This is a genomic window from Lysinibacillus sp. FSL M8-0216 (assembly GCF_038595555.1).
In the GTDB taxonomy this organism is placed as follows: Bacteria; Bacillota; Bacilli; order Bacillales_A; family Planococcaceae; genus Lysinibacillus; species Lysinibacillus fusiformis.
Genome location: NZ_CP152007.1, coordinates 1,599,827 through 1,621,286, shown reverse-complemented (window position 1 = coordinate 1,621,286; position 21,460 = coordinate 1,599,827). Strand labels below are relative to the sequence as shown.

19 protein-coding genes are annotated in these 21,460 nt (G+C 38.6%); 7 read left to right on the top strand and 12 right to left on the bottom strand.

Features of this window, described 5'->3' with window-relative positions:
- Nucleotides 1–84: 84 nt before the first annotated feature.
- Nucleotides 85–963: a LysR substrate-binding domain-containing protein gene (locus MKX57_RS07605; protein ID WP_089985128.1), complete on the bottom strand. Its 879-nt coding sequence runs from the start codon at nt 961–963 to the stop codon at nt 85–87.
- Nucleotides 964–1,090: 127 nt separating this feature from the next.
- Between MKX57_RS07605 and MKX57_RS07600 the strand changes: the two genes are divergently transcribed.
- Entirely contained in the window at nt 1,091–2,263 is a 1,173-nt protein-coding gene (locus MKX57_RS07600; RefSeq protein WP_089985130.1) for an MFS transporter, read from the top strand.
- A gap of 240 nt (nt 2,264–2,503) precedes the next feature.
- Here MKX57_RS07600 and MKX57_RS07595 read toward each other — a convergent pair whose 3' ends face one another.
- The 8 genes from MKX57_RS07595 to MKX57_RS07560 form a co-directional block, all read right to left on the bottom strand.
- Nucleotides 2,504–3,739 carry a M20 family metallo-hydrolase gene (locus MKX57_RS07595; protein ID WP_089985131.1) on the bottom strand — a complete coding sequence of 412 codons (1,236 nt, stop codon included), beginning with the start codon at nt 3,737–3,739 and terminating at the stop codon, nt 2,504–2,506.
- Between the two features lie 163 nt (nt 3,740–3,902).
- Nucleotides 3,903–4,361: a nucleoside deaminase gene (locus MKX57_RS07590; protein ID WP_008176521.1), complete on the bottom strand. Its 459-nt coding sequence runs from the start codon at nt 4,359–4,361 to the stop codon at nt 3,903–3,905.
- A gap of 18 nt (nt 4,362–4,379) precedes the next feature.
- The gene (arcC, locus tag MKX57_RS07585; RefSeq protein WP_008176523.1) at nt 4,380–5,330 is read right to left on the bottom strand and encodes a carbamate kinase; all 951 of its coding nucleotides are present in this window, start codon (nt 5,328–5,330) and stop codon (nt 4,380–4,382) included.
- Between the two features lie 2 nt (nt 5,331–5,332).
- Nucleotides 5,333–6,811: a cytosine permease gene (locus MKX57_RS07580; RefSeq protein WP_342550878.1), complete on the bottom strand. Its 1,479-nt coding sequence runs from the start codon at nt 6,809–6,811 to the stop codon at nt 5,333–5,335.
- Nucleotides 6,812–6,842: 31 nt separating this feature from the next.
- The gene (locus MKX57_RS07575; protein WP_107921785.1) at nt 6,843–8,270 is read right to left on the bottom strand and encodes a DUF1116 domain-containing protein; all 1,428 of its coding nucleotides are present in this window, start codon (nt 8,268–8,270) and stop codon (nt 6,843–6,845) included.
- Entirely contained in the window at nt 8,263–9,816 is a 1,554-nt protein-coding gene (fdrA, locus tag MKX57_RS07570; RefSeq protein WP_107921784.1) for an acyl-CoA synthetase FdrA, read from the bottom strand. Before fdrA ends, MKX57_RS07575 begins: the two co-directional genes overlap by 8 nt.
- Before the next feature lie 2 nt (nt 9,817–9,818).
- Nucleotides 9,819–10,697, bottom strand: coding sequence for a DUF2877 domain-containing protein (locus MKX57_RS07565; RefSeq protein WP_008176530.1), 879 nt, complete (start codon nt 10,695–10,697; stop codon nt 9,819–9,821).
- Nucleotides 10,698–10,728: 31 nt separating this feature from the next.
- Nucleotides 10,729–11,337, bottom strand: a complete 609-nt coding sequence (locus tag MKX57_RS07560; RefSeq protein WP_008176532.1) for an ankyrin repeat domain-containing protein — start codon at nt 11,335–11,337, stop codon at nt 10,729–10,731.
- A 218-nt stretch (nt 11,338–11,555) separates the two neighbouring features.
- Between MKX57_RS07560 and MKX57_RS07555 the strand changes: the two genes are divergently transcribed.
- The 4 genes from MKX57_RS07555 to MKX57_RS07540 all read left to right on the top strand — a co-directional run bounded on the left by MKX57_RS07555 (nt 11,556) and on the right by MKX57_RS07540 (nt 16,928).
- Nucleotides 11,556–13,274 (top strand): PucR family transcriptional regulator, encoded by a 1,719-nt coding sequence (locus tag MKX57_RS07555; RefSeq protein ID WP_008176534.1) that lies wholly within the window; start codon nt 11,556–11,558, stop codon nt 13,272–13,274.
- Between the two features lie 134 nt (nt 13,275–13,408).
- Nucleotides 13,409–15,163: an ABC transporter ATP-binding protein gene (locus MKX57_RS07550; protein ID WP_089985138.1), complete on the top strand. Its 1,755-nt coding sequence runs from the start codon at nt 13,409–13,411 to the stop codon at nt 15,161–15,163.
- Nucleotides 15,164–15,180: 17 nt separating this feature from the next.
- On the top strand, nt 15,181–15,858 hold the full coding sequence (locus MKX57_RS07545; RefSeq protein ID WP_008176538.1) for a response regulator transcription factor: 678 nt from the start codon (nt 15,181–15,183) through the stop codon (nt 15,856–15,858).
- Entirely contained in the window at nt 15,855–16,928 is a 1,074-nt protein-coding gene (locus MKX57_RS07540) for a HAMP domain-containing sensor histidine kinase (protein ID WP_342532404.1), read from the top strand. Before MKX57_RS07545 ends, MKX57_RS07540 begins: the two co-directional genes overlap by 4 nt.
- A gap of 23 nt (nt 16,929–16,951) precedes the next feature.
- On the opposite strand, the gene MKX57_RS07535 is transcribed toward MKX57_RS07540, so the two are convergent.
- Entirely contained in the window at nt 16,952–17,539 is a 588-nt protein-coding gene (locus tag MKX57_RS07535; protein WP_090001738.1) for an NAD(P)H-dependent oxidoreductase, read from the bottom strand.
- Nucleotides 17,540–17,658: 119 nt separating this feature from the next.
- Here MKX57_RS07535 and MKX57_RS07530 point away from each other — a divergent pair, with 119 nt between their 5' ends.
- Together MKX57_RS07530 and MKX57_RS07525 are read left to right on the top strand one after the other, a co-directional pair.
- Nucleotides 17,659–18,096 (top strand): MarR family transcriptional regulator, encoded by a 438-nt coding sequence (locus tag MKX57_RS07530; RefSeq protein ID WP_043990151.1) that lies wholly within the window; start codon nt 17,659–17,661, stop codon nt 18,094–18,096.
- 222 nt (nt 18,097–18,318) lie between these two features.
- Entirely contained in the window at nt 18,319–19,065 is a 747-nt protein-coding gene (locus tag MKX57_RS07525) for a YqcI/YcgG family protein (protein ID WP_008176548.1), read from the top strand.
- 6 nt (nt 19,066–19,071) lie between these two features.
- Here the strand turns inward: MKX57_RS07525 and MKX57_RS07520 are convergent, their stop codons facing one another.
- Together MKX57_RS07520 and MKX57_RS07515 are read right to left on the bottom strand one after the other, a co-directional pair.
- The gene (locus MKX57_RS07520; RefSeq protein ID WP_043990153.1) at nt 19,072–20,388 is read right to left on the bottom strand and encodes an amino acid permease; all 1,317 of its coding nucleotides are present in this window, start codon (nt 20,386–20,388) and stop codon (nt 19,072–19,074) included.
- A gap of 15 nt (nt 20,389–20,403) precedes the next feature.
- Nucleotides 20,404–21,339, bottom strand: coding sequence for an arginine deiminase family protein (locus tag MKX57_RS07515; RefSeq protein ID WP_107921781.1), 936 nt, complete (start codon nt 21,337–21,339; stop codon nt 20,404–20,406).
- Between the last annotated feature and the right edge of the window lie 121 nt (nt 21,340–21,460).

Genomic DNA, 21,460 nt, shown 5'->3' with positions numbered 1-21,460 from the left:
TTTAGACCGTCTGTCGGTTTATAATTAGTATATGGGAACTCCCCCAAAAAAGGAACTTATATTTTTAGGAAGTTTTCAAAATCCTTATTCTTTTAAATATGCTTTTATTTGTTCTATAAAAGCTGTGGTGGCGTGACTTACATAGCGATCCACTCGGTAAATAATTGACAAACTTCGACTAGGAATAGCGTCTGTTAGACGAATGATACGTAAATCTGAATCATTCATTTGCTGAATTAATGGATAGGGCTGCACCGTAGCTCCTATATTTGCGCGTACTAGATTCATAATTGACGTAACAGAGCTTGTTTCAAGAATAGTATGGAGCTGGAAACCATGCTTTTTCACTGTCTCTTCGACTATTTCTCTTCCTAAAAAGCCTTCAGGATACATGACCAATGGAAGGTCTTTTAATTCAGCAATAGTGACCGCTTCTCGATGCGCCCATGGATGCTCCTTTGAAACCGTTACAACGTACTCCTCCTTTCGTAAAGGAATAATGACTAAACGATCATGGGGCTCAACATTCGTCCCAATACCTATATCCACTTCATTTTCAAGAACTTGCCTCATAATATCGATAGAAGCAAGGATTGTAAGCTTTACCCTAGGGAATTTTTGATGAAAATCAATGACAAGTTGTGTAATTCGATAGTCTAAATCAGATGGCATAATACCAACACGTATTTGACCACCTTGAACCTCTTGTAAATCTTTAATAGCACCTTTGACATTTTGTAGTGTATTAAGCATTGCAGTAGCATAGGTAAACAATAAGGCACCAGCCTCCGTCACCACTATTTTTTTGCCAATACGATCAAATAACGGCATTCCTAGCTCATCCTCAAGCACCCGTATTTGCTGGCTTAACGTTGGTTGAGAAATACCTAGCTTTTCAGCCGCTTTTGTAAAATGTAGCTCCTCACAGACTGCCATAAAATAGTGTAGATGACGTATTTCCATATGAATCACAACCAATCATAGTTTGTATCTATCATTGTAATAGTAATAATAGTATTGTCCAATCATTTATGTTGTTATAGACTTCAACTTAGGATTTATTTATTCAAACTTACGGAGTTGATATAGCATGAAAATGAAGCAAACGATTTTACCTATCATGGCCATTATTTTGGCTTCTTTAAATTTAAGACCTGTCATTACTTCCGTTTCACCTTTGTTAGGAACTATCCGAGAATCATTGCATATGAGTGCGGCAAGCGCTAGTTTATTAACGTCATTAGCTGTCTTATGTATGGGGTTATTTGCACCGATCGCGCTCAAGCTCGCTAATCGTTGGAGTATTGAACGAGCGATTGCCTATTCCCTCATATTAATTGGGCTTGCAACCACTTCAAGGTACTTTGCTTACTCTGCCTGGGTCATGCACGTTACAGCCCTATTTGCGGGTATTGGTATTGCCATTGTTGGTCCATTACTATCAGGTTTTATTAAAGCAAAGTTTGCAAACCCTTCTCGTATCGTCGGTATTTATTCACTCGCTTTAGTTGTAGGGGCTGCCTTAGGTTCAGGTCTATCCATCCCATTAAGCACCATTTTTCATTCTTGGCAAATCTCTGCAGCTTCCTGGGCTTTACTTGCGATCATCGCTTTGTTTTTTTGGTGGAAGCCTATCGAGCGGAAAACACACTCGACAAGTACTACAGGTAATAAAAATACCATCTCTATCAAGCAAATTTTAACAAGTGAAAAAGCTTGGCTATTAACAGGTTTTTTTGGTTTAATGGCCTTCATGTTTTATACGATTATGGCCTGGTTACCACCAATAGCTGAGCAAATGGGCTATAGCAAACATGATGCCGGAATGATGCTCACCCTATTAACGGTTGCCCAAATGCCTGCAACGTTTTTAGTCCCTATTTTAAATAACCGCTTCCAGCATCGAGCTGTTTGGCTAGTAGCTTGTTCATTACTTGAATTAATCGGTTTATCAATGCTGCTATTTTCCATTAACCCTTGGCTAAGCAGTGTCCTTATTGGCATTGGGGCAGGTGGCTTATTCTCATTAGGATTAACTTTACCAATAGATGAAGCCGAAGATATCCAAGAAGCTAGTTTCTTAGCGGCTATGACCCAATCTGTCGGCTTCGTATTTGCTGCTCTTGGCCCCCTATTTGTGGGCCTTGTAAGAGATTACACAGGGAACTTTACAGCTGCCATTATAGGCATGATGATAATCGTAATCGTCATGATCATGATCCAATTAAAAATTGGTAATCAGAAGCCCCATGCTACCCATTAAATTCATACGAAAAAGACGACTACATAATTAAAAGTCGTCTTTCTTCGAATGACCTCATTTCCTTCATTCCTAGAATCTTGTCCAGTCATTTTAAGGTGTGTCGCTTTAGTATTCGTTCTTTTACCCGAGTTTCTACTGACGATTAGCTGTCACCGCATACGCATCAGCTTAGGAAATTAAATAGGTATTACATGCCTGAACGACAAACCATGCTCCCGCTATTGTCTATCACGCATCATGCTAGATAATTATAGCGGATCTTAAAACCGCTTCTTCTAAAACTTCTATGCCTAATAAAATATCTTCAAGGTCTGTATGTTCATCAGGATGGTGACTTAAGCCGTCCACTGATGGGATAAAAATAAGGCCAACTGGTCCGAGTCTAATCATGTTCATTGAATCGTGTCCCGCACCACTTTGCATATATTGATAGGAGAGATTTTTATCTATACAAATACTTTCCAACCCTTTCATTAGACTATGTGAAAGTAGGACAGGCTCCTCCGAGCTAATGACTTTATAGTCAATAGCAAGCAGTCGCTTTTGTTGGACATTTGCGATGGCAGTATAGAATTGCTGAAGAACTCGATCCCTTGATTGTACTGAGGAGGAACGAATGTCGACTGTAAGCTCCACCTGTCCTGGGACAACGTTCATGGATCCTGCAACAACGTCTAAAATACCTACTGTTGCCACTGTTCCAAACTCTTGCTCGGCTATCGCTGCTTTCTCCAATTCTAATGCCAATTCTGATGCCCCTAAAAGTGCGTCCTTCCTCATATTCATCGGTGTTGTACCTGAATGGGAGGCTTTCCCGTTTAATGTCATTAATAAACGGACTGGTGCCGCCACCCCCGTAACAATTCCAATTTTTTTCTCATAGCTAATTAGCATTGGACCTTGCTCAATATGTAACTCAAAAAAGGCATGGAAACCTTCCCCTGCTCTATTTGCCTGATCCACACTACTAAAATCTAGCCCACAGTGGGCAAAAGCCTGTTCCATGGAAATGCCATCGCGATCTACGAGATGACGATATTTTTCTTTATCTATAAGCCCTGCCATTGCTTTACTGCCGACCGTTGATACACCAAAACGAGAAGACTCCTCACAGGCAAATGCAATAATTTCAATTGGATGCTTGGTCACGATTGACTTCTCATTTAATCGTTTGATTACTTCTAGGGCTGCCGTTACGCCAACAACTCCATCATACTTTCCACCTTGATAAACTGTGTCTAAATGAGAGCCCATGACTACAGGCTGTAATCCTGGTACTTTACCTTCTCTTCGAGCAATAAGATTTCCACATGGGTCAATATGAATTTGAAGATGTTCATCTTTACATAAACGAATGAAGGCATGTAAACAAGCCTGCTCTTCATTTGTATAAGCAACTCTCGTAATTCCTTTCTCACCTGAATTATATTGATTCATTTTATTTAGTAATTGTTGATAACGTTCTTTGCCAACCATGTAAACAACTCCTTCTTAAGAATTACGAAGATGAAAATCAAACCAAATTTGCTTTTGCCCTGTATCTATTTTAATTGTACCAATTATTTCATGCTTATTGGATGAAAAGTAGAAAAGGGATTCTCGAAAACGAGATCCCTACTCTAATCTTGATCATAGGCTATTATTTGCTATTAGCCATTTTGTTATTGAAATGATGGAATAGTGCATCACATTCTTCTGGCGTCTCCATTTTATGCATGTTTAGCACACTTTTATCTTTTCCAGTTAAGTAATCACGTATATGCATATCAGAGAAGCCATGTACATGAGCATCTTCTGCTGTATTGCAATAATGCACTTCTTTAATTCCTGACCAAATGATTGCTGAAACACACATCGGACATGGTTCACATGTTGCGTAGATGACACAATCGGATAAATCCATTGTGCCAAGCTTTTTAGAAGCTTCGCGAATAGCTACTATTTCTGCATGTGCAGTTATGTCTGTATCACGCATCATCGTATTTCCGACAACAGCGATGATTTCATCACCTCTTACAATCGTTGCACCAAAAGGTCCACCAATATTTTGATCGATACCGTCTTTAGTTTTGTCAACTGCTAATTGAATATAATCCATACCGTGATTCCCCCTATGTTAATTTATAATATGAGTACCCGCCTGATTATTGATTGCCTCTTTTAGACTCTCAGGATTTGTAATAATAACTCGGTGACCACCATTTTCTAAGAAGCTCAAACTTGCTTCGATTTTTGGTAGCATACTTCCTGGTGGGAATTGATTGTCTAAAACATGTTTCTTTGTTTCTTCAATTGTAATTTCTTCAAGTGCTTGTTGTTCTGGCTTCCCAAAGTTAATGAATACTCGTGGAACGCCTGTTGTAATAATTAATGAATCCGCATTTACTTGAGCTGCTAACAGACTTGTTGCAAAGTCTTTGTCAATAACAGCATCTACACCTTCGTAGATATTGTTTTCTTTTCTAATCACTGGGATACCGCCTCCGCCTACCGCGATGACTACATAGTCATTGTCAATAAGTGATTTGATTGCATCCTTTTCCACAATATCAATTGGTAGTGGTGAAGGCACCACACGACGATAACCACGTCCTGAATCTTCTATCATTTTCCAATCTGGATGTTCCACTAACATAGCGTCCGCTTGCTCTTTCGTAAAGAATGAACCTACTGGCTTAGTAGGATTAACAAAGTTCGGATCATTTTCATTGATTTCCACTTGTGTAATCACACTAACTACCTTTTTATTAATTTGACGCTTCGCCAGTTCATTGATTAGGGCTTGTTGAATTAAATAGCCAATTCCGCCTTGTGTATCGGCAACACAGTTCACTAAAGGTACCGCTGGCATGCCAGATATTTCATTAGCAATTTCACTTCTTTGTAGCGTAAAACCTACTTGAGGACCATTGCCATGAGTGACAACCACTTTATAGCCTTCTTGAATCATATCTGCAATATGTTCGACAGTTTGAGCAACAGCTTCCTGCTGGCTATGAATAGATTCACTACCGCTATCTTTTACTAACGAGTTGCCTCCGATTGCTACAATTACTAATTTACTCACAACTACACCCCTACTTCATTTTCCACATTATTTTGAATTTTTTGGTTATTAAATCGATATAACACTGTATATAAAATGAACGATACGATTAGTCCGCTAAAGAAGGCGAAATCATTTAGCTTCACTAGGAAAGGCACACCTTTAAGGAAAGCACCTGACATTGGTAGCATAAAACTAATCAATAGCACGACACATGCTACGATGTTATAGCCAGATTTATAAGCCCCATTGTTACCGTCTTCCACATAAATTGTAGATAACTCAATTCGACGTTTACGTTCGATATAAAAACTAGACAACATAATGCCTGCAATTGGACCAAACATAGAGCCGATAAAACTATAGAAGAAGAATAAAGTTTCTGTACTAGATACTAGTTTCCAAGGCAAAATCATTGTTCCAACAATGGCTGTTAAAATTCCTGCTGTTTTTACTGTAAATACTTTAGGGAATAACGTTGTCATTTGTAATCCTGATGGTAGTAAATTACCGAATACGACAAATGCAGTTGCCCCAACATTTAATGCTAAAATTAATACAATAACAGAAAATGGATTTTGGATTTTATCGATTGCATCGACAATATTAAAAATTGGTTGTCCGAATGCAATTTCTGTCCCAGCTATTAAACTAATACAAGTGATGGCAAATAGTAGATACGAACCGATCATGCCAATAGATAAACCATAGACCATAGCTTTTGGTGACTTAGCTCTATTTGTAAAATCTGCAATATTAACAATTGGACCAGCCCAATTGGATACCAATGCGCTGACACAAGCAATAAATACTAGCGGACTTTCCATTTTTGTTGCCGGTGTGTATTCTAAAATTGGACCGATACCACCAGCAATATTGATTGCCCAAATCGCTGCGCCAATGATGAAAATATAAACGATTGGTGAAGAATATTTCCCAAAAACAGTGAGCATATTCATACCGCCTAAAAATAGTAAAACTGTAACTACCCATAAAATACTATAAGAAATCATTGTCGGAACATCTAAGCCAAAAAGAGTAAAGTCCCCACCAATAGACATATAGTTCGGAATAAATCTAGTGAATAAAACATTTAGAGATTGAGCCCCCACTACTGTGGTTGTACCAAAGAAAACAACCCCAGCAATTAATCCACGACATAACGCTGGAAGAATGGAACCCTTTACTCCGAATGTATCTCTCAATAATATGGCAAATGGTATACCATATTTAGAGGCAGAATATCCATTTAAGGCGTAGCCTGCAGAAACAATCACTGCTGATAGCATGATGGCTAAGAAAACTTGATTAACAGATAATCCCAAGATAAAAAATCCTGCAACCGTCATATAAGACATAATATTGTGAACTGCACCCATCCAAACTGTGATGTAGTTAGTGATTCCCCAGTCTCTTTCCTGAGGACCCTTTGGTAATAGTTCTTCCGAATAGCCTAGTGCTCTATAGTCTTGATAGGACTGTTCAATTTTTGCATGTTCCATCTAAAGCTCCTCCTACTTATAGGAAGCGGGCTTAAGCCCACTTCTCACTAATTGTGATTAATGCTTTCTCAAAAGCTTCCATTGGAGGGTGAGTAATACCGGCACCAATCATACCAATACCCGCGTCTTTGTGTGCGATCGCTGTATTAATAATTGGAAGAATACCAGTTTGAATTACTTTACGGATATCAATACCAGTAGCAATTCCCATGAAGTTTAATAATGGAATAGTAATGTTTTGGTTTTCAGTTGTCGTAATTTCTTTCATTTGGCGTGAATAACCAATTGCCTCATCCACTGTTCCACCTACTAAAGCAACGATTGCTGGTGCAGTAGCCATAGCGAAACCACCGATACCGTATGTTTCAGTAATTGCACTATCTCCAATGTCTAGACCTGAATCTTCTGGCTTATAACCAGCAAACATTGGTCCGATAACCTGTTGTGCAGGGCCAGTGAACCATGTGTTACCTGCCATCCCACTAATACGAACACCAAATTCTACACCGTTACGTGCCATTGTTGTCACAACCGTACTGTGCTCAATACCGTGTGCAGCATCTAATGCACATTTACAACAAGCCATCCATGTAGGACCTGAGAAATACTCACTACTTGCTACAAAATCAAATACTTCACGTTTCTGTTCAACAGGGTAATCTGTTTCTAAAATATAAGGTGTTAAAGCTTGAATGAGTAAAGCAGTACCTGCATTGTTACGGTTATGACACTCATCCCCCATATGAAGTGCTTGTGCGAGCATTAAACGAAGGTCGATCCCCTCTTTATTGAGCTTCATAGCGTCACGTAAAATTGGTCCTAAAACATCGCGCATCCATACTAAACGATCAATAACGCTGTCATCGTTTGCACCCATACGTAAAACTTTAGCCATTTGCTCACTTAAGTTTGTAAATGCACGATTACCGTATGTTTTATTTTCAACAATGTGCACAAACATGGAGGCAGATGTAACACCAGCCATAGATCCTACAGCGTTATGCTCATGACATGGTGAGAATACAATCTCTCCTGATGCTGCAACTTCCGCCGCTTCCTCAAGATCCTTTGCCAAGCCTTCGAAAATGATAGCTCCCATAACGGCACCTTTCATTGGACCATTCATGTTTTCCCATGTAATTGGAGGGCCAGCGTGTAAAATTGTTTTCTTCGTCATGCCTGGTACTACATTAATTGCTTGGTCGAAACCAATTAGAACCGGTTGAGAGTTAACAATTTTTTCGACTGCAAGACGGTTTGCTGCTTCAATTTTTTCAGCCAATTCAGTTTTATCGATTTTGTTTAGTGCCGAGATTATTTCTGGTTTCCCTCCACCTGGTGGTGACCATTCTAAGTGTGTAGCACTCGCATTTTGCGCTAAAATATCATTGTTAAAAAGTTCAATACCTACGTTAATTACGTTGATTTTACTAGTAAAAAGTTCATTAATCTTACTCATGATGATCTCCTTTCAAAACCATTTCTCTAGCCAGTAAGCCTGCATTTGTACTGCTGCTTGCATGTGTCACACCTGCATGGACTAATTTTTTCACTTGCTCTTCTAAACTTGGTTTATCTAAATCTGTTCCTAGAACATATCCAATAATCTCTAAGTGTCTGCCTTCTTTTTCTGCCAATTGTTTAGCCTCAACAATAGCCGGAAGCATAACACCAACTGGATCTTCATGTGAACCGAAGCCTAAAACGAAGTCCATTACAATGACACCAACCGATGGATCTTTTGCTTCTTGTAAGAAACGCTCAATACGAGAAGATGGGTCAATCATTGGGTGCGGTTTACCGTTAGTAAAGTCATCATCCCCAAAGTCTATGAAAGTATGTTCCTGGCTCACATTAATATCTCTTAATAGGAAGTCAGGATTTTTTTGGATATTGCTATATACATGATCGAATTTTTCCATTGCTAGATACATAGATTCATCACAAAGCGTTCCACCACAGAATAATCCACGGATATATTTTTGCTCTGGTGATAATTTAGCACGAACTTCTTCAATTAATGGAAGGTTCAGTGCACGTTTGTTAATGCCTGCTTCATCAATACCAGCAAGTAATACCGCTTGTAACGCTGCTTCTTTAGACGTTTTAGCGAAATGTCCGCCAGCTGCTATTACTGCTTCTTCATTACCACCGATAAAGTAAACAACTACAGGTTTGCTACACTCTTTAATTTGTGCTAATACTTTTTTCTCTACGCTAGCTTCAGGTGGCTTTGATACTAGAACGATTACTTTTGTCGCTTCATCGGCATCAAGAGCTTGGATACCATCCAGCATCATAATTCCGCCTACTTCTTTACTTAAATCACGGCCACCCGTACCGATAAGTTGAGTAATCCCACCACCGAAGTCATGAATACGAACGCTCACCTCTTGGCTACCAGTACCAGATGCTGCAACGATACCGATACTGCCTTTTCTTACAGCGTTTGCAAAGGCAAGCCCTATATTACTGATGATTGCTGTACCACAGTCTGGACCCATCATTAATAAGCCTTTGTCATGTGCTAATGTTTTTAATTCCACTTCGTCTTCGACGCTTACATTATCGCTGAATAACATAACATGTAAGTCATTCTCAAGAGCCTTGCGTGCTTCACGAACCGCAAAAGCACCATTCACAGAAATGACAGCAAAGTTTGCATCTGGGATACCTTGTGCAGCCGAATCAATCGTTGCATATTTAATATCGCTTTTTACTTGTGCTGAATTTTTATTTGTAAATAATTCCTCTACCGCTAAGTAAGCGCTTTCTGTTTCATCCGCATTAGCAGTTTTTACAATAATCATTAAGTCCCCTGCTGTTGCTTCTTCTACTTCAGGAGTCATTAAACCAACGTTGCGAATAACTCCCTTGTTCATTTCTGTACCCATACCAATAATGGCTTGCTCGACGCCTTCAATTTGATTCGCTTTTGTTGAAAGTGACATCAATGATACTGAATCAAAATATGTGTTTCGCTTAATTACGACTTTAATACTCATTATTATCCTCCTAATTTTATATTGGCTTCAAAGCCACATATAAGCCCTAAGGCGATATCTGTACCTGATGAAGAGCCGATGGCAAGTACCTTTTTCAGTGCTTCGATCGCTTCACCTTCCGTGCCAGATAGCATGGCAGAGACAAGTGCTTGAATAGATTCCCTAACCTGTCCATATGCAGCCTTGTTCAATGTTGTGTAACTAATATCATTGGTTAAAGGCTTCATCAATTTGATGACGCTTTCACACAATGGCTGATAAATAGAACACGGACTCTGTTCTAAATGGATGACCGTCAATAATCCAACTAAAAAGTCATCACCTGATGGCGTTAACCCTGGCCCCAAGCCCACTAAATCAAGTGCATACTGCTGAAAATTATCAAAACGGCGATTACATAATTCTTCATGGAGTAATGCTGTGCGCTCTTTTAGCAATCTCGAAGTTTCTGCCTCAAATGCACTAACTGGTGAATCACTGCGCTTCATCCCCCCACTTTTCCCATATATATCAATAAACTGTTTCACTTGAACGATATTCTGTTTTATCGTTGCCATGTCTAACGGGAAAATAGGTAGATGACACTGCCAAAGAGCGGCTGTTTCTATCGCAATTGTTAATTTATCTTCTATTAATAATTGGTGATGCTTCATCCTTACTTGGTCATCTTGGATTATGTGCAAATTGTCCAAAGTATCAAGATCAATGACAAGCGTATTAGGAGCATTATCCATAGCTTTCGTTGCAAGAGTAAAAATTTCATCATTTGCTGCACTGCGAATATTTAATGCATGCTTAAATACACTATGAACCGTTCCCGTAAACTCCGTCTCAACTAATTGCTGAAGGAAATAGTTATCACCAGATTTAGCGTGTATCATATGTACACCTCTTTAAGTCGTAGGATTGCTACTATTTTGCCCCAGCTTCTAGTAAAATGTTTTCAATAGCCGTAAATCCTTTTTCTCTAGCGATTGCTAGTGGAGTCACTCCATATTGATCGACTAATTGTGTGTCTGCACCATGCTCTACTAATAAACGAACAATTTCTTGTTGCTTCTCTCCACCATCATTCAAAAGGATTGCTTCAATTAATGGTGTCCAACCACAAATATTTGTATGATTAACATTAATATCTGTCGTTGTCACAAGCTCACGAACTACCTCAACAAATCCTTTCTCACTTGCTGGGTGAACACCTACTCCACCAAAACGTGTTAGACGTTCCAAATCTGTGTTTGCTTGGAGCATTATTTTCACAAGCTCTAATTTTCCATTAATACAGCCATATAAAAATGGATTTAAACAAATTTGATCTTGAAGGTTAATATCTGCCCCTTCTTGTATTAGAAATTTCACCGTTTCTAATTGATCGCTCATGGCAGCAAGTAAAATGGCTGTTCGCTTTTGCTTATTGCGAGCATTAATATCTACACCTTGTTGTAAAAAACGTTGCAAAGTATCTATATCTCCCGCTTCAGCTGCCGCTAAAAATTCTGAGATGATAATTGTATCTTCCAATTTCTTTCATTCCTCCATTTTCCCGACCTATTGTTCATTTCAACTAAAGGGAAATGAATCGCGAGAATGTTAGTTTTTTCACATTCCCGTCTTACATGCTTTATTTTATTCTCTTATGCCCTATATATCATTGTTTAGCAATACCAAAAAGAATGGAGATGATTTGGGCAATATGTACAATTTTTTGTGATAAGATTATGGCAAAGGAGTGAAATCATTTGCTAACAATTAAAGATTTATTAGAAATTAAGGCTTTGGAGGGAATTAAAATTGTTGCGGGAGAGCAAGGCATTCACAATAAAATATCACTTGTGAACATTATCGAGAATCCCGATGCATTTGATTGGCTAACACCGAATGAATTATTATTAACAACCGGTTATATCTTCCAAGATGATGAAGAACTACAAAATAAAATTATCCAAGAACTGTCCAAAGTCAATTGTGCGGGCCTCGTCATTAAAATGAGACGTTATCTCCAAAAAACACCTCAAAACATGATTGATATTGCCAATCAATATGGATTACCTTTATTGGAGTTACCTTATAACTACATCTTATCCAAGGTCATATCGATTATTAATGAAAAGGCATCTGGTCGCTATGACTTATTAAATCGAAAATCATTGGATATGCACAATACATTGTTTAAGGTGGCACTGGAAGGAGGAGGCATCGAATCGATTTCCTCAAAATTAGCGGAAACCATTAATAATCCTATTATCTTTTTAGATCAGGATTGGAATTTACTCCATTTCACTGATCTCGATGTCAATCCTGTCCCACTTGCCTATGGCATCGACCTAAAAAAAAATCGTCCGACTTTTTCAAAGGAATTTATCGATTCCATTCCTAAGGATCTCAATGAGATGCAAAAATTGATTACAAGAAATTATCATTTAGAGGATCTTACTGTAAAATGCAGAATTCTCCCTGTAGCAGTAGCCAATTATATTTACGGCTATATCGTCATTTGGCAAACCGTTCATGATCTCAATGAATTTGATTATATTGTTTTAGAGCAAGCCTCCACAATCGTGGCATTAGAGAGGATTAAACAGAAGGAAATTGAGGATGTCCGACTTAAAATCAAACAGGAGTTTTTTGATGATTTATTAACGGGAAAAATCACATCTAGCGAGACGCTTCAAACGCTCTGTGACCTTCATGGCTTAAATGTCCATTATAAATATTACTGTATTGTAATCTCTATGATCCGTGATAACCTGCAAGATCATCATGATTTAATTTCTCGAAAGTACGAATCCGATAATATTGCAAAAAAATGTATGAATTTAATCTATAAACACTCTAGTACCGTCAATGGTGAAATTACATGCCTTTATCGAAACCAGCAAATTATTGTGTTGGTGGGACAACAAGAAGGTAAGCAAGATATGACTGTTAATGAAACGAAACAGTATGCTGAGGAAATTCTGCAATTATTAAGTCAGTATCAAGCAGAAACTTCCTTTTTGATAGGTATTGGAAAAGAATATAAACAAATTCGTTACGTTCATAAAAGCTTTGCCGAGGCACACGAAGCTCTCCGTCTTATGCACCGATTCGAGGAAAGCGGAGCAGTGGCCCATTTTGCCGATCACTCCATCTATCACTTTTTAGATTCGAATATTAATGAGGTTCAATTAAAAGACTTTTTCTTAGAGAGCTTAGGGACTGTCTTTGAGCATGATTTATTACATGGGACGAGCTATTTAATTACATTGGAAAATTATTTTATTTATCATATGAATATTAGCGAAACCGCTAAGGAAATGTTTATTCATCGCAATACATTAATTTATCGTATCGAAAAAATTAAAGAGATTTTAAAGACCGATTTAAAAAGCTATGAAGAGCTATTACAAATACAATTAGCTCTAAGAATTTATCGACTACTCGGTAAGTCTTTATACCATGATGAGTTTGCTGACTAGTCCTATTTAAAAGGTGATGATGAATTGCACATCACCTTTTATTTCATTTCATATTCAGTTCATAAACACATGCTATAGTAAAAGCCATAGGAACGACATACGTTGTTTGACGATATTGAAGGAGGCTTATTTCTTTGCAAGAGACATCAAAAGAAACTACTAAAAAACCAGATTGGCGTCGTTTTATACAATTAGTAAAACGAGCTGAACCACCTATTTGGCTCCTAGTTATAGCTTTAATTATGAGTTTAGCAACTACGGGCGTAGGTTTTATCGTCCCATTATTTACAAAACAATTAGTGGACGGCTTTTCATTAGAATCGCTTAATTATTGGCAGATCATTTTGCTTGGTATTGCTTTTATCGCCCAAGCCATTGCAAGTGGATTATCTATCTATTATTTAAATCGTGTAGGTCAACATGTAGTAGCAAAATTACGTGATCAACTTTGGCGCAAGCTACTGCATTTACCCATCCCCTATTATGATGAAAACGATACAGGTGAAACATTAAGTCGTGTAACAAATGATACAGCGGTCGTAAAGGAGCTCATTACAGAGCATCTAGCAAACTGTTTATCGGGTGTTATTTCTATCATCGGTTCCATTATCATTCTCTTATTCCTAGATTGGAAAATGACATTAGTGATGTTAATCGCTGTCCCACTAGCGATGGTTATTTTAATGCTGCTAGGAAAACGCATGTTTGTGATTTCTAAAGGGATGCAAGACGAAACCGCTAAGTTTACTTCGGTATTAAACCAAGTTTTACCTGAAACACGTTTGGTTAAAGCTTCTAATGCGGAGCAAATAGAATATGAGCGTGGGAAAAAGGGCATTACGAACCTCTTTAACTTTGGCTTAAAAGAAGCTAAAATCCATGCGCTTATTTCACCCTTAATTTCATTCGTTCTAATGTCAGTTCTCGTCGCTATTATTGGCTATGGAGGCGTGCGCGTTTCCTCTGGTGAGCTGACAGCTGGTGATATGGTGGCATTTATTTTATATTTAATCCAAATCATCATGCCCATGACACAATTAACGATGTTCTTTACGCAACTTCAAAAAGCAATGGGTGCCACTGAACGCATTAGTGAATTACTGGACCACGAAGAGGAACATATTGAAGAAGGCATTACTGTTGAAAAAATAGATCAACCGATTTATGTTAACCATGTTGATTTTTCATATGGTGAGGAGCCGATTTTATCCGATATTAACTTCACAATAGAGCCAGGCAAAGTAACGGCCATTGTAGGTCCAAGTGGTGGCGGTAAAACAACCACATTCTCCCTGTTAGAACGATATTACCAGCCAACTAGCGGTAATATTACGCTAGGAGAAACGCCAATCGAGACATTTTCACTTCACTCATGGCGTAGTCAAATTGGCTATGTGGCTCAAGAAAGTGCCCTGCTGTCAGGAACAATTCGAGAAAATATTTGCTATGGTGTTGACCGTGAAGTGCAGGATGATGAGCTAGAAAGAGTAGCTAAAATGGCTTATGCTGATCAATTTATTAACGATCTTCCCGATAAGTTTGACACAGAAGTAGGCGAAAGAGGCATCAAGCTTTCAGGGGGGCAACGTCAGCGTATTTCTATTGCCAGAGCGCTACTACGGAATCCACAAATTTTAATGCTCGATGAAGCTACATCAAGTTTAGATAGTAAGTCAGAAATTTATGTACAAAAGGCGTTAGATAATTTAATGCAAGGTCGCACAACTTTAGTTATTGCTCACCGTCTTTCGACGGTAGTCGATGCCGATCAAATACTATTTGTAGAAAAAGGACATATTACAGGTTGTGGTACACATGAATCACTCTTTGAGACGCATGCCATGTATCGTGAGTTTGCCAAGCAGCAATTACGAATTAAAGAGGACTAACGAAGGGAATTGTTTAGATGACCAAACTATTAATGGTAGATGATGATGCCCATATTCGAGAATTAGTAAAAGTATTTCTACAAAATGAAGGTTTAGATGTTATTGAGGCGACGGACGGTGTCGATGCACTGTCCAAGTTAGCCTCTGAAAAGGTAGATATGGTGATTATGGATATCATGATGCCAAACATGGATGGGTGGGCTTTATGTGAGGAAATTCGCTCATACAACACAGATCTCCCTATTCTTATGCTTACTGCTAAAGGAGAAACCGCTCAAAAGGTCAAGGGTTTCCATTTAGGGACAGATGATTATTTGGTAAAACCTTTTGAACCTGCCGAGCTAATTGTGCGTGTTAAATCGATATTAAAAAGATATCGTATTGCTCTCTCTCAAGTAGTAGAAGCTGGCAATGTTAAACTCGATCGACATACACATGAAGTTGATCTGAACGGAGAAATCATTGTCCTTCGGTTAAAGGAATTCGAATTATTATTTACATTAGCGAGCTATGTGGGCAAAACATTTTCTCGTGAACAATTGATTGAAGAAATTTGGGGCTATGATTATGAAGGAGACGAACGCACAGTAGACGTCCATATTAAAAGAATACGTGAGCGTTTTCCTCAGGAGATTAGCGGCTTTGCCATCCGCACCATTCGTGGTCTTGGCTACCGCCTGGAACTAGCATTATGAGAAAACGAAAATTCTTTGTTAGAATTCTATTTGTTCTATTCCTCTTTCTCATTACGAATACACTATTTGCCTTTATTTCTTATCATGCAACAGGATGGCTATATGGTCAGTTAGGTACAGAACCCCATGATTTTTGGCAGCAATTAGGCACCGTCCTTGGTGTTTTTGTGCTCTTTGCCTGTTCGGCCGCTATTATCTTCTTAATTGGGCTCAATCGACAACGGAATTACTGGGACGCTATTGTTGAAGCATTAAGACAAATGGCAAAAGGGGATTTTAATATCCAATTAGATGTAAAAGGCAATAAGGAAGACCAATTTGGAAAATTAATCCACGGCATCAATCATATGGCTGTTGAATTAGGAGAACTTGAAAGAATGCGACAGGAATTTATTTCAAACGTCTCCCATGAGATTCAATCGCCTTTAACATCTATTAATGGCTTTGCGAAGGCTCTTAAGAACATTCATCTACCTGAAGAAAAGCGTCAACATTACTTAGAAATTATTGAATTGGAAAGTAATCGGTTATCAAAGATTAGTGATAATTTGCTGAAGCTTACTTCCTTAGAATCACAGCATCATCCATTTGAAACGACAACCTATCGATTGGATAAACAATTGCGGAATGTCATTTTGGCTCTTGAACCAAATTGGGTAGCTAAACAACTAGATTTTGATCTCCATTTAGACAATATAACGATTACAGCAGATGAAGATTTACTGAATCAAGTTTGGATGAATTTGCTAACGAATAGCATTAAATTCACATCCGACAGAGGTGCAATCACTTTAACTATGACACAACATCTCGATACCATTACCATCATTGTGCAAGATACTGGTATTGGGCTATCCGAAGAGCAGCAAATGCATATATTTGAACGATTTTATAAGGCCGATCAATCACGGACTGCCGCAAATGGAGGAAGTGGTCTCGGTTTAGCCATCGTCAAAAAAATTATTGATATGCACCATGGAACTATCGCCGTCGAAAGCAAGCTTGGAAAATTTACAGCCTTTTTGATTACATTGCCCATCGATACTACAGAAACTCGTGCAAACGATTAAGGATGTCTGCACGAGTTTTTTTATTAGTAAGCAACCTTTCTAAAATACTGATAAACTTTGTTCAACTTTCGCTGTTGCTGCCCTTTTTTACTCTCCATGTTTCCAAACTCAAAAAACTTCACTTTCTTCATTCCTACAAAGCTAAATAACGCTCTTTTCATCAAAATTTTATGAGCATTATTCAGCCAAAGCAGTGGATATTTGGTCGGCCCTTTCATCGTTGACACACAAACAACTGACTTTCCTTTTAAGAGTCCCTCTGGAAATAATCCCTTTGTATCCCGATACGCAAAATTTGATGCAAACAGTTGATCAATATAGCCTAACAGCATAGCGGGCGGTCTCCCCCACCATATTGGATAGACAAATACAATTTGATCTGCCCATGTCAGCTGTTGACGGTACTTTTCCAATTGCGGATCACGATACATATCCCGACGTCGTTTATGCTCATGGAAAATTAAACGAGGATCGAATTCTTCTTCATATAAATCTAGTAGCTGTATCTCTTCAATGGCAGGATTCTCTTGACACCCCTTCACTACTTCCTGTAAAAATGCATAATTTAAGCTCTTATGGTTTGGATATGTATAGACAATTAACGTTTTCATACTACGCCTCCATTACTTATCATTTGATAACTAAATAATAATGGATTCGATTTTTGTTGTCAAATGATAATTGTTTTAAGACAAGTTATTTGTTATCTTGACAATAAGAGGTGATCCGATTGGATAAAAGCAGTTTATTTCATCAATTCGTAACGTTTACAGCTAATGTCCACCAAGTGACACACGAGCTAACACAAAACGTGACCGTTGCCAATATTACACCGCTTCAATATAAAATTCTTGAATATATTAAAGTAAGTCAGCCCGTCACGCCTACCGAAATAAGCGAATGCCAGCATATGTCCTTACCCAACACAAGTCGTGAATTACGAAAATTACAAGACCAAAACCTCATTGAAAAATGGAACGACACGGAGGACCGAAGAAAGCAGTATATTCGCTTGTCTATTGAGGGGGAAAAAATGATGGAGGCGGCCTTTGCATGCATCGAGGAACGCTTTCTACAGCTTATTCAGCATGCGACACAGGAGGATATAAAGGATATTCAACATGCCCTATCTATCCTTGAACAAAAGGTCTTTCAACAAAAAGATTAATATGTGCTGCTTCAATGGTTTTGATTTGTCAGCCATTGAAGCAGCACTGGTTTTCAAAACAATTGTGCTCTAAACAATTCAAATTAAGCAAAACTCTACCATTGATACCATTCATTGAGTGATTAATAATCGATCCATATACCCTTACATATTCATAATGATTTCGTAACCTATTGGCTTTTTCTTTAATAGAATAAAGGTGTATAGAAGGAGGAGACTCAAGTGGACGTAGGAGTATTTGATAGGAAGTGGATTGAGGAACATTTGGACACCCTTCCCATTTGGCAACAATCTGCCTACACGGATTTTGCCGCCACAATTGCCGATGAAGATAATACCTTTCCGTGTGTACCTGCAAGAATGGGGTTTTTATCGAACCATTTGCGCTATAGTTTTATCGGAGATCCACGGAAGGAGCCATCCATTCATGAGCTAGCACAATGTTTAAAGGAATTCGCAAAATCCTCCCAAACTTTTGGTAAATATACGACACTCACTGTTTTCTTTCATAGCCCTCAGGATATGCTCTCTCACTATAAAGTCGAGGATTATCAGCAATTATTTTGGACCATTCTTAACCAATTAACTAAAATCGATGATCTCGATTGGCCTGAAGAAATACCAACTGACCCTAACCACAATGAATGGGAGTTTTGTTTTAACGGGGAGCCCTATTTTATTTCCTGTGCAACACCCGCACATAAATTGCGCAGGAGTCGCCATTTTTCTACATTGCTGATGGCCATTCAACCACGCTGGATTTTTGAAGAAATAAACGACTCTACTGCATTTGGGCGAAAATTAAAAAAGCTCATCCGTCAACGCATTGCCCATTATGATGCACTCCCAGGGCATCCCGATTTAAAATGGTACGGACAAGAAAATAGTTATGAATGGAAGCAATATTTTTTAAGTGATGATAATCAAAGTCCTTCCAAATGTCCGTTCTTACGGAGGCAACAAAACTAACATTCATTAGGCTTCCTTATGACTTTGCCTTTTCACAACAATCCAGGTTGCAATCCCTATTAGGACAATAAAGAGCAGGCTCACGAAAAAACCGAGTCTGCTTGTTTTTTCTCCTAACGTACCAGATACCGTAACAGCAATGAGCAGCATCCCCAACCCATTTTTCATATGCTCCCACTTAGATAACTCCATCAGCTTCATATATGTCACTAAAATAAAGAGCCAGTTATAAATCAACATTAAACCCGCTGCCGTCATCAAATATTCAAAGATTTTTTCTGGCATGAGAAAGCCAATAACAATGGTGATGACTAAGCCACAAGTTAAAAATATAAAGGCAGGAATAGGTACTTTCCTTTTCCCTTTCTTCGCTAATATTTTGGGTGCATCGTGATCCTCTGCAAGTGTAATAAGAATGGTAATCACCGCATAGAGAGAAGCTACCATTGTTGAAAAACCAGCAATGATTAAAACACCATTAAAAATATCCGCCACAAAGGGAATGTGATAACCTTGAAGGGCTGTAATAAAGGGACTCTCATCAATCGTAAAGTCTTTCCAAGAGACAAGCGCTAACGCAAGGGCAATAGCCATTAAAAAAATGATCGTAATAACAACTAACATTATTCTTCCTGCCTTTGGTGCTTCTTTTGGATTTTTCAAATCAATGACCATTAACCCCATTACTTCAATGCCTCCATAGGCGTAAAAGGCATACAATAGCCCGAGCCAAATTCCTTTTATACCTTGTGAGAAAAACTGTTCATAATTCGCATAGAGTGAATCCAATGTTGATGCTTGTGAGCCTTTCATGAGGATTACAACAGCTACAATAATAAACATTACAATTGCTGCCGCCTTTAATGCCCCAAAGATGTTTTGGAAGTTTTCAAAACCCTTCATGCCTGTTAGAATCACGACTAGCCCTATAGCAGCATAGATAGAGGCTGCAACCCATAATGGCAACGCCGGAAACCAAAACTTCGTAAAAATACCGAGTGCCATGAGCTGACTCCCCATAATAAGAATCTCAGAAATTAAATAGACCCAGCCATTACTAAATCCTGCCCACCTCCCAAATGCCTGTTTAGCATAAGTACGGAATGAGCCTTTATCAGGATTTTCAACAGACATTTTAACAAGTGCATCATAAACAATATACGTACAAATGGCCGCTAATAAAAAAGGAATTAAAACAGCCGGTCCACTTTTATGAATGGCCATACTTGTCCCAAGAAAGAAACCTGTTCCTAATGTGCAACCTATACCGAGAAGCGAAAGTTGCCACCAAGACAACCTGCCCTTACTTGTATTTGATGTCATGTAATCAACCCTTCACTACTTTCTGACTAAAGGCAATGTCATGCATCGAATGCCTCCCCCACCTTTTTCAAGCTCTGTGACGTCCACTTCTAGTAATTTCTTTTTGTGCAGTAATGGATGCTTTAATAACTGCTGCTTAGATGCCTGCTTACTGATTACTAATGTTTCTGGATCAAGATTAATCAAGTTAATGTCCGGAATGGTTTTATAGGTTTCGAGCCAGTAAACATCAAAGCCATGCCGCTTTAAAAATGGTTCTGGCATATCATAATAATTCCCTTGGGCTGTGAACACCTGTACAGGAAAATAACGCACAAAGCTTTTAGCAATCACTAAGTTATGATGTACAACATTACAATTCATATCTAAATGAAGCGTATCATTGCCCTTCGGTAAATCAATGACCGCAATTTCTGAAAATCCTTGTTGAAAAAAGCGCTCCTTCAAGCTTTCAATAGCCTCTATTGACGTTCTCATCCCTAGATTCATGAGGACTGCATCCTTATTTAATAGCATCACATCCCCACATTCAAGTGATTGAGAAGGCTGTTCTTTACGCATAAATTGTTCAGGAAACCACTTGGCTAAAATAGCATGGGCATGTGGATACTCTGGGCGCCTTAACGAGCTGCCTGCATTTCCAGGTAAAAGCTGCTGTCCCACAACACAGGCTAAATCGCGCACAAAATAACGATTAATGAGCTGCTCACTTAACAGCTGCTGATCATTTGATAATTCTTCGGCATAATCAATCACTCTTACCCCAGCTTTTTCAAGCGTTGTCTTCAATGCCAGGAAATTTTCCATAGCTTTATGATGGTTGACAGGCTCACTCCACCCAACCTGCTCAGCTATTTTTGAATCAGTTACATCTACTATCGAAGGTGCACAAAGCATGACCACCTTTAGTTCCTCATGCTCCGACCAACAATTTACTTGAAATGAGTCCATCCTTGTTCTCCCCTTCTGCTTGTCGTTCTCTGTTAGCGTTACCATTGAAAGGGGGATTATACAATAGGATTAGTCACAAACAATGCCATGAACCATATGTAGCTTAAATAAAAATTTAGAG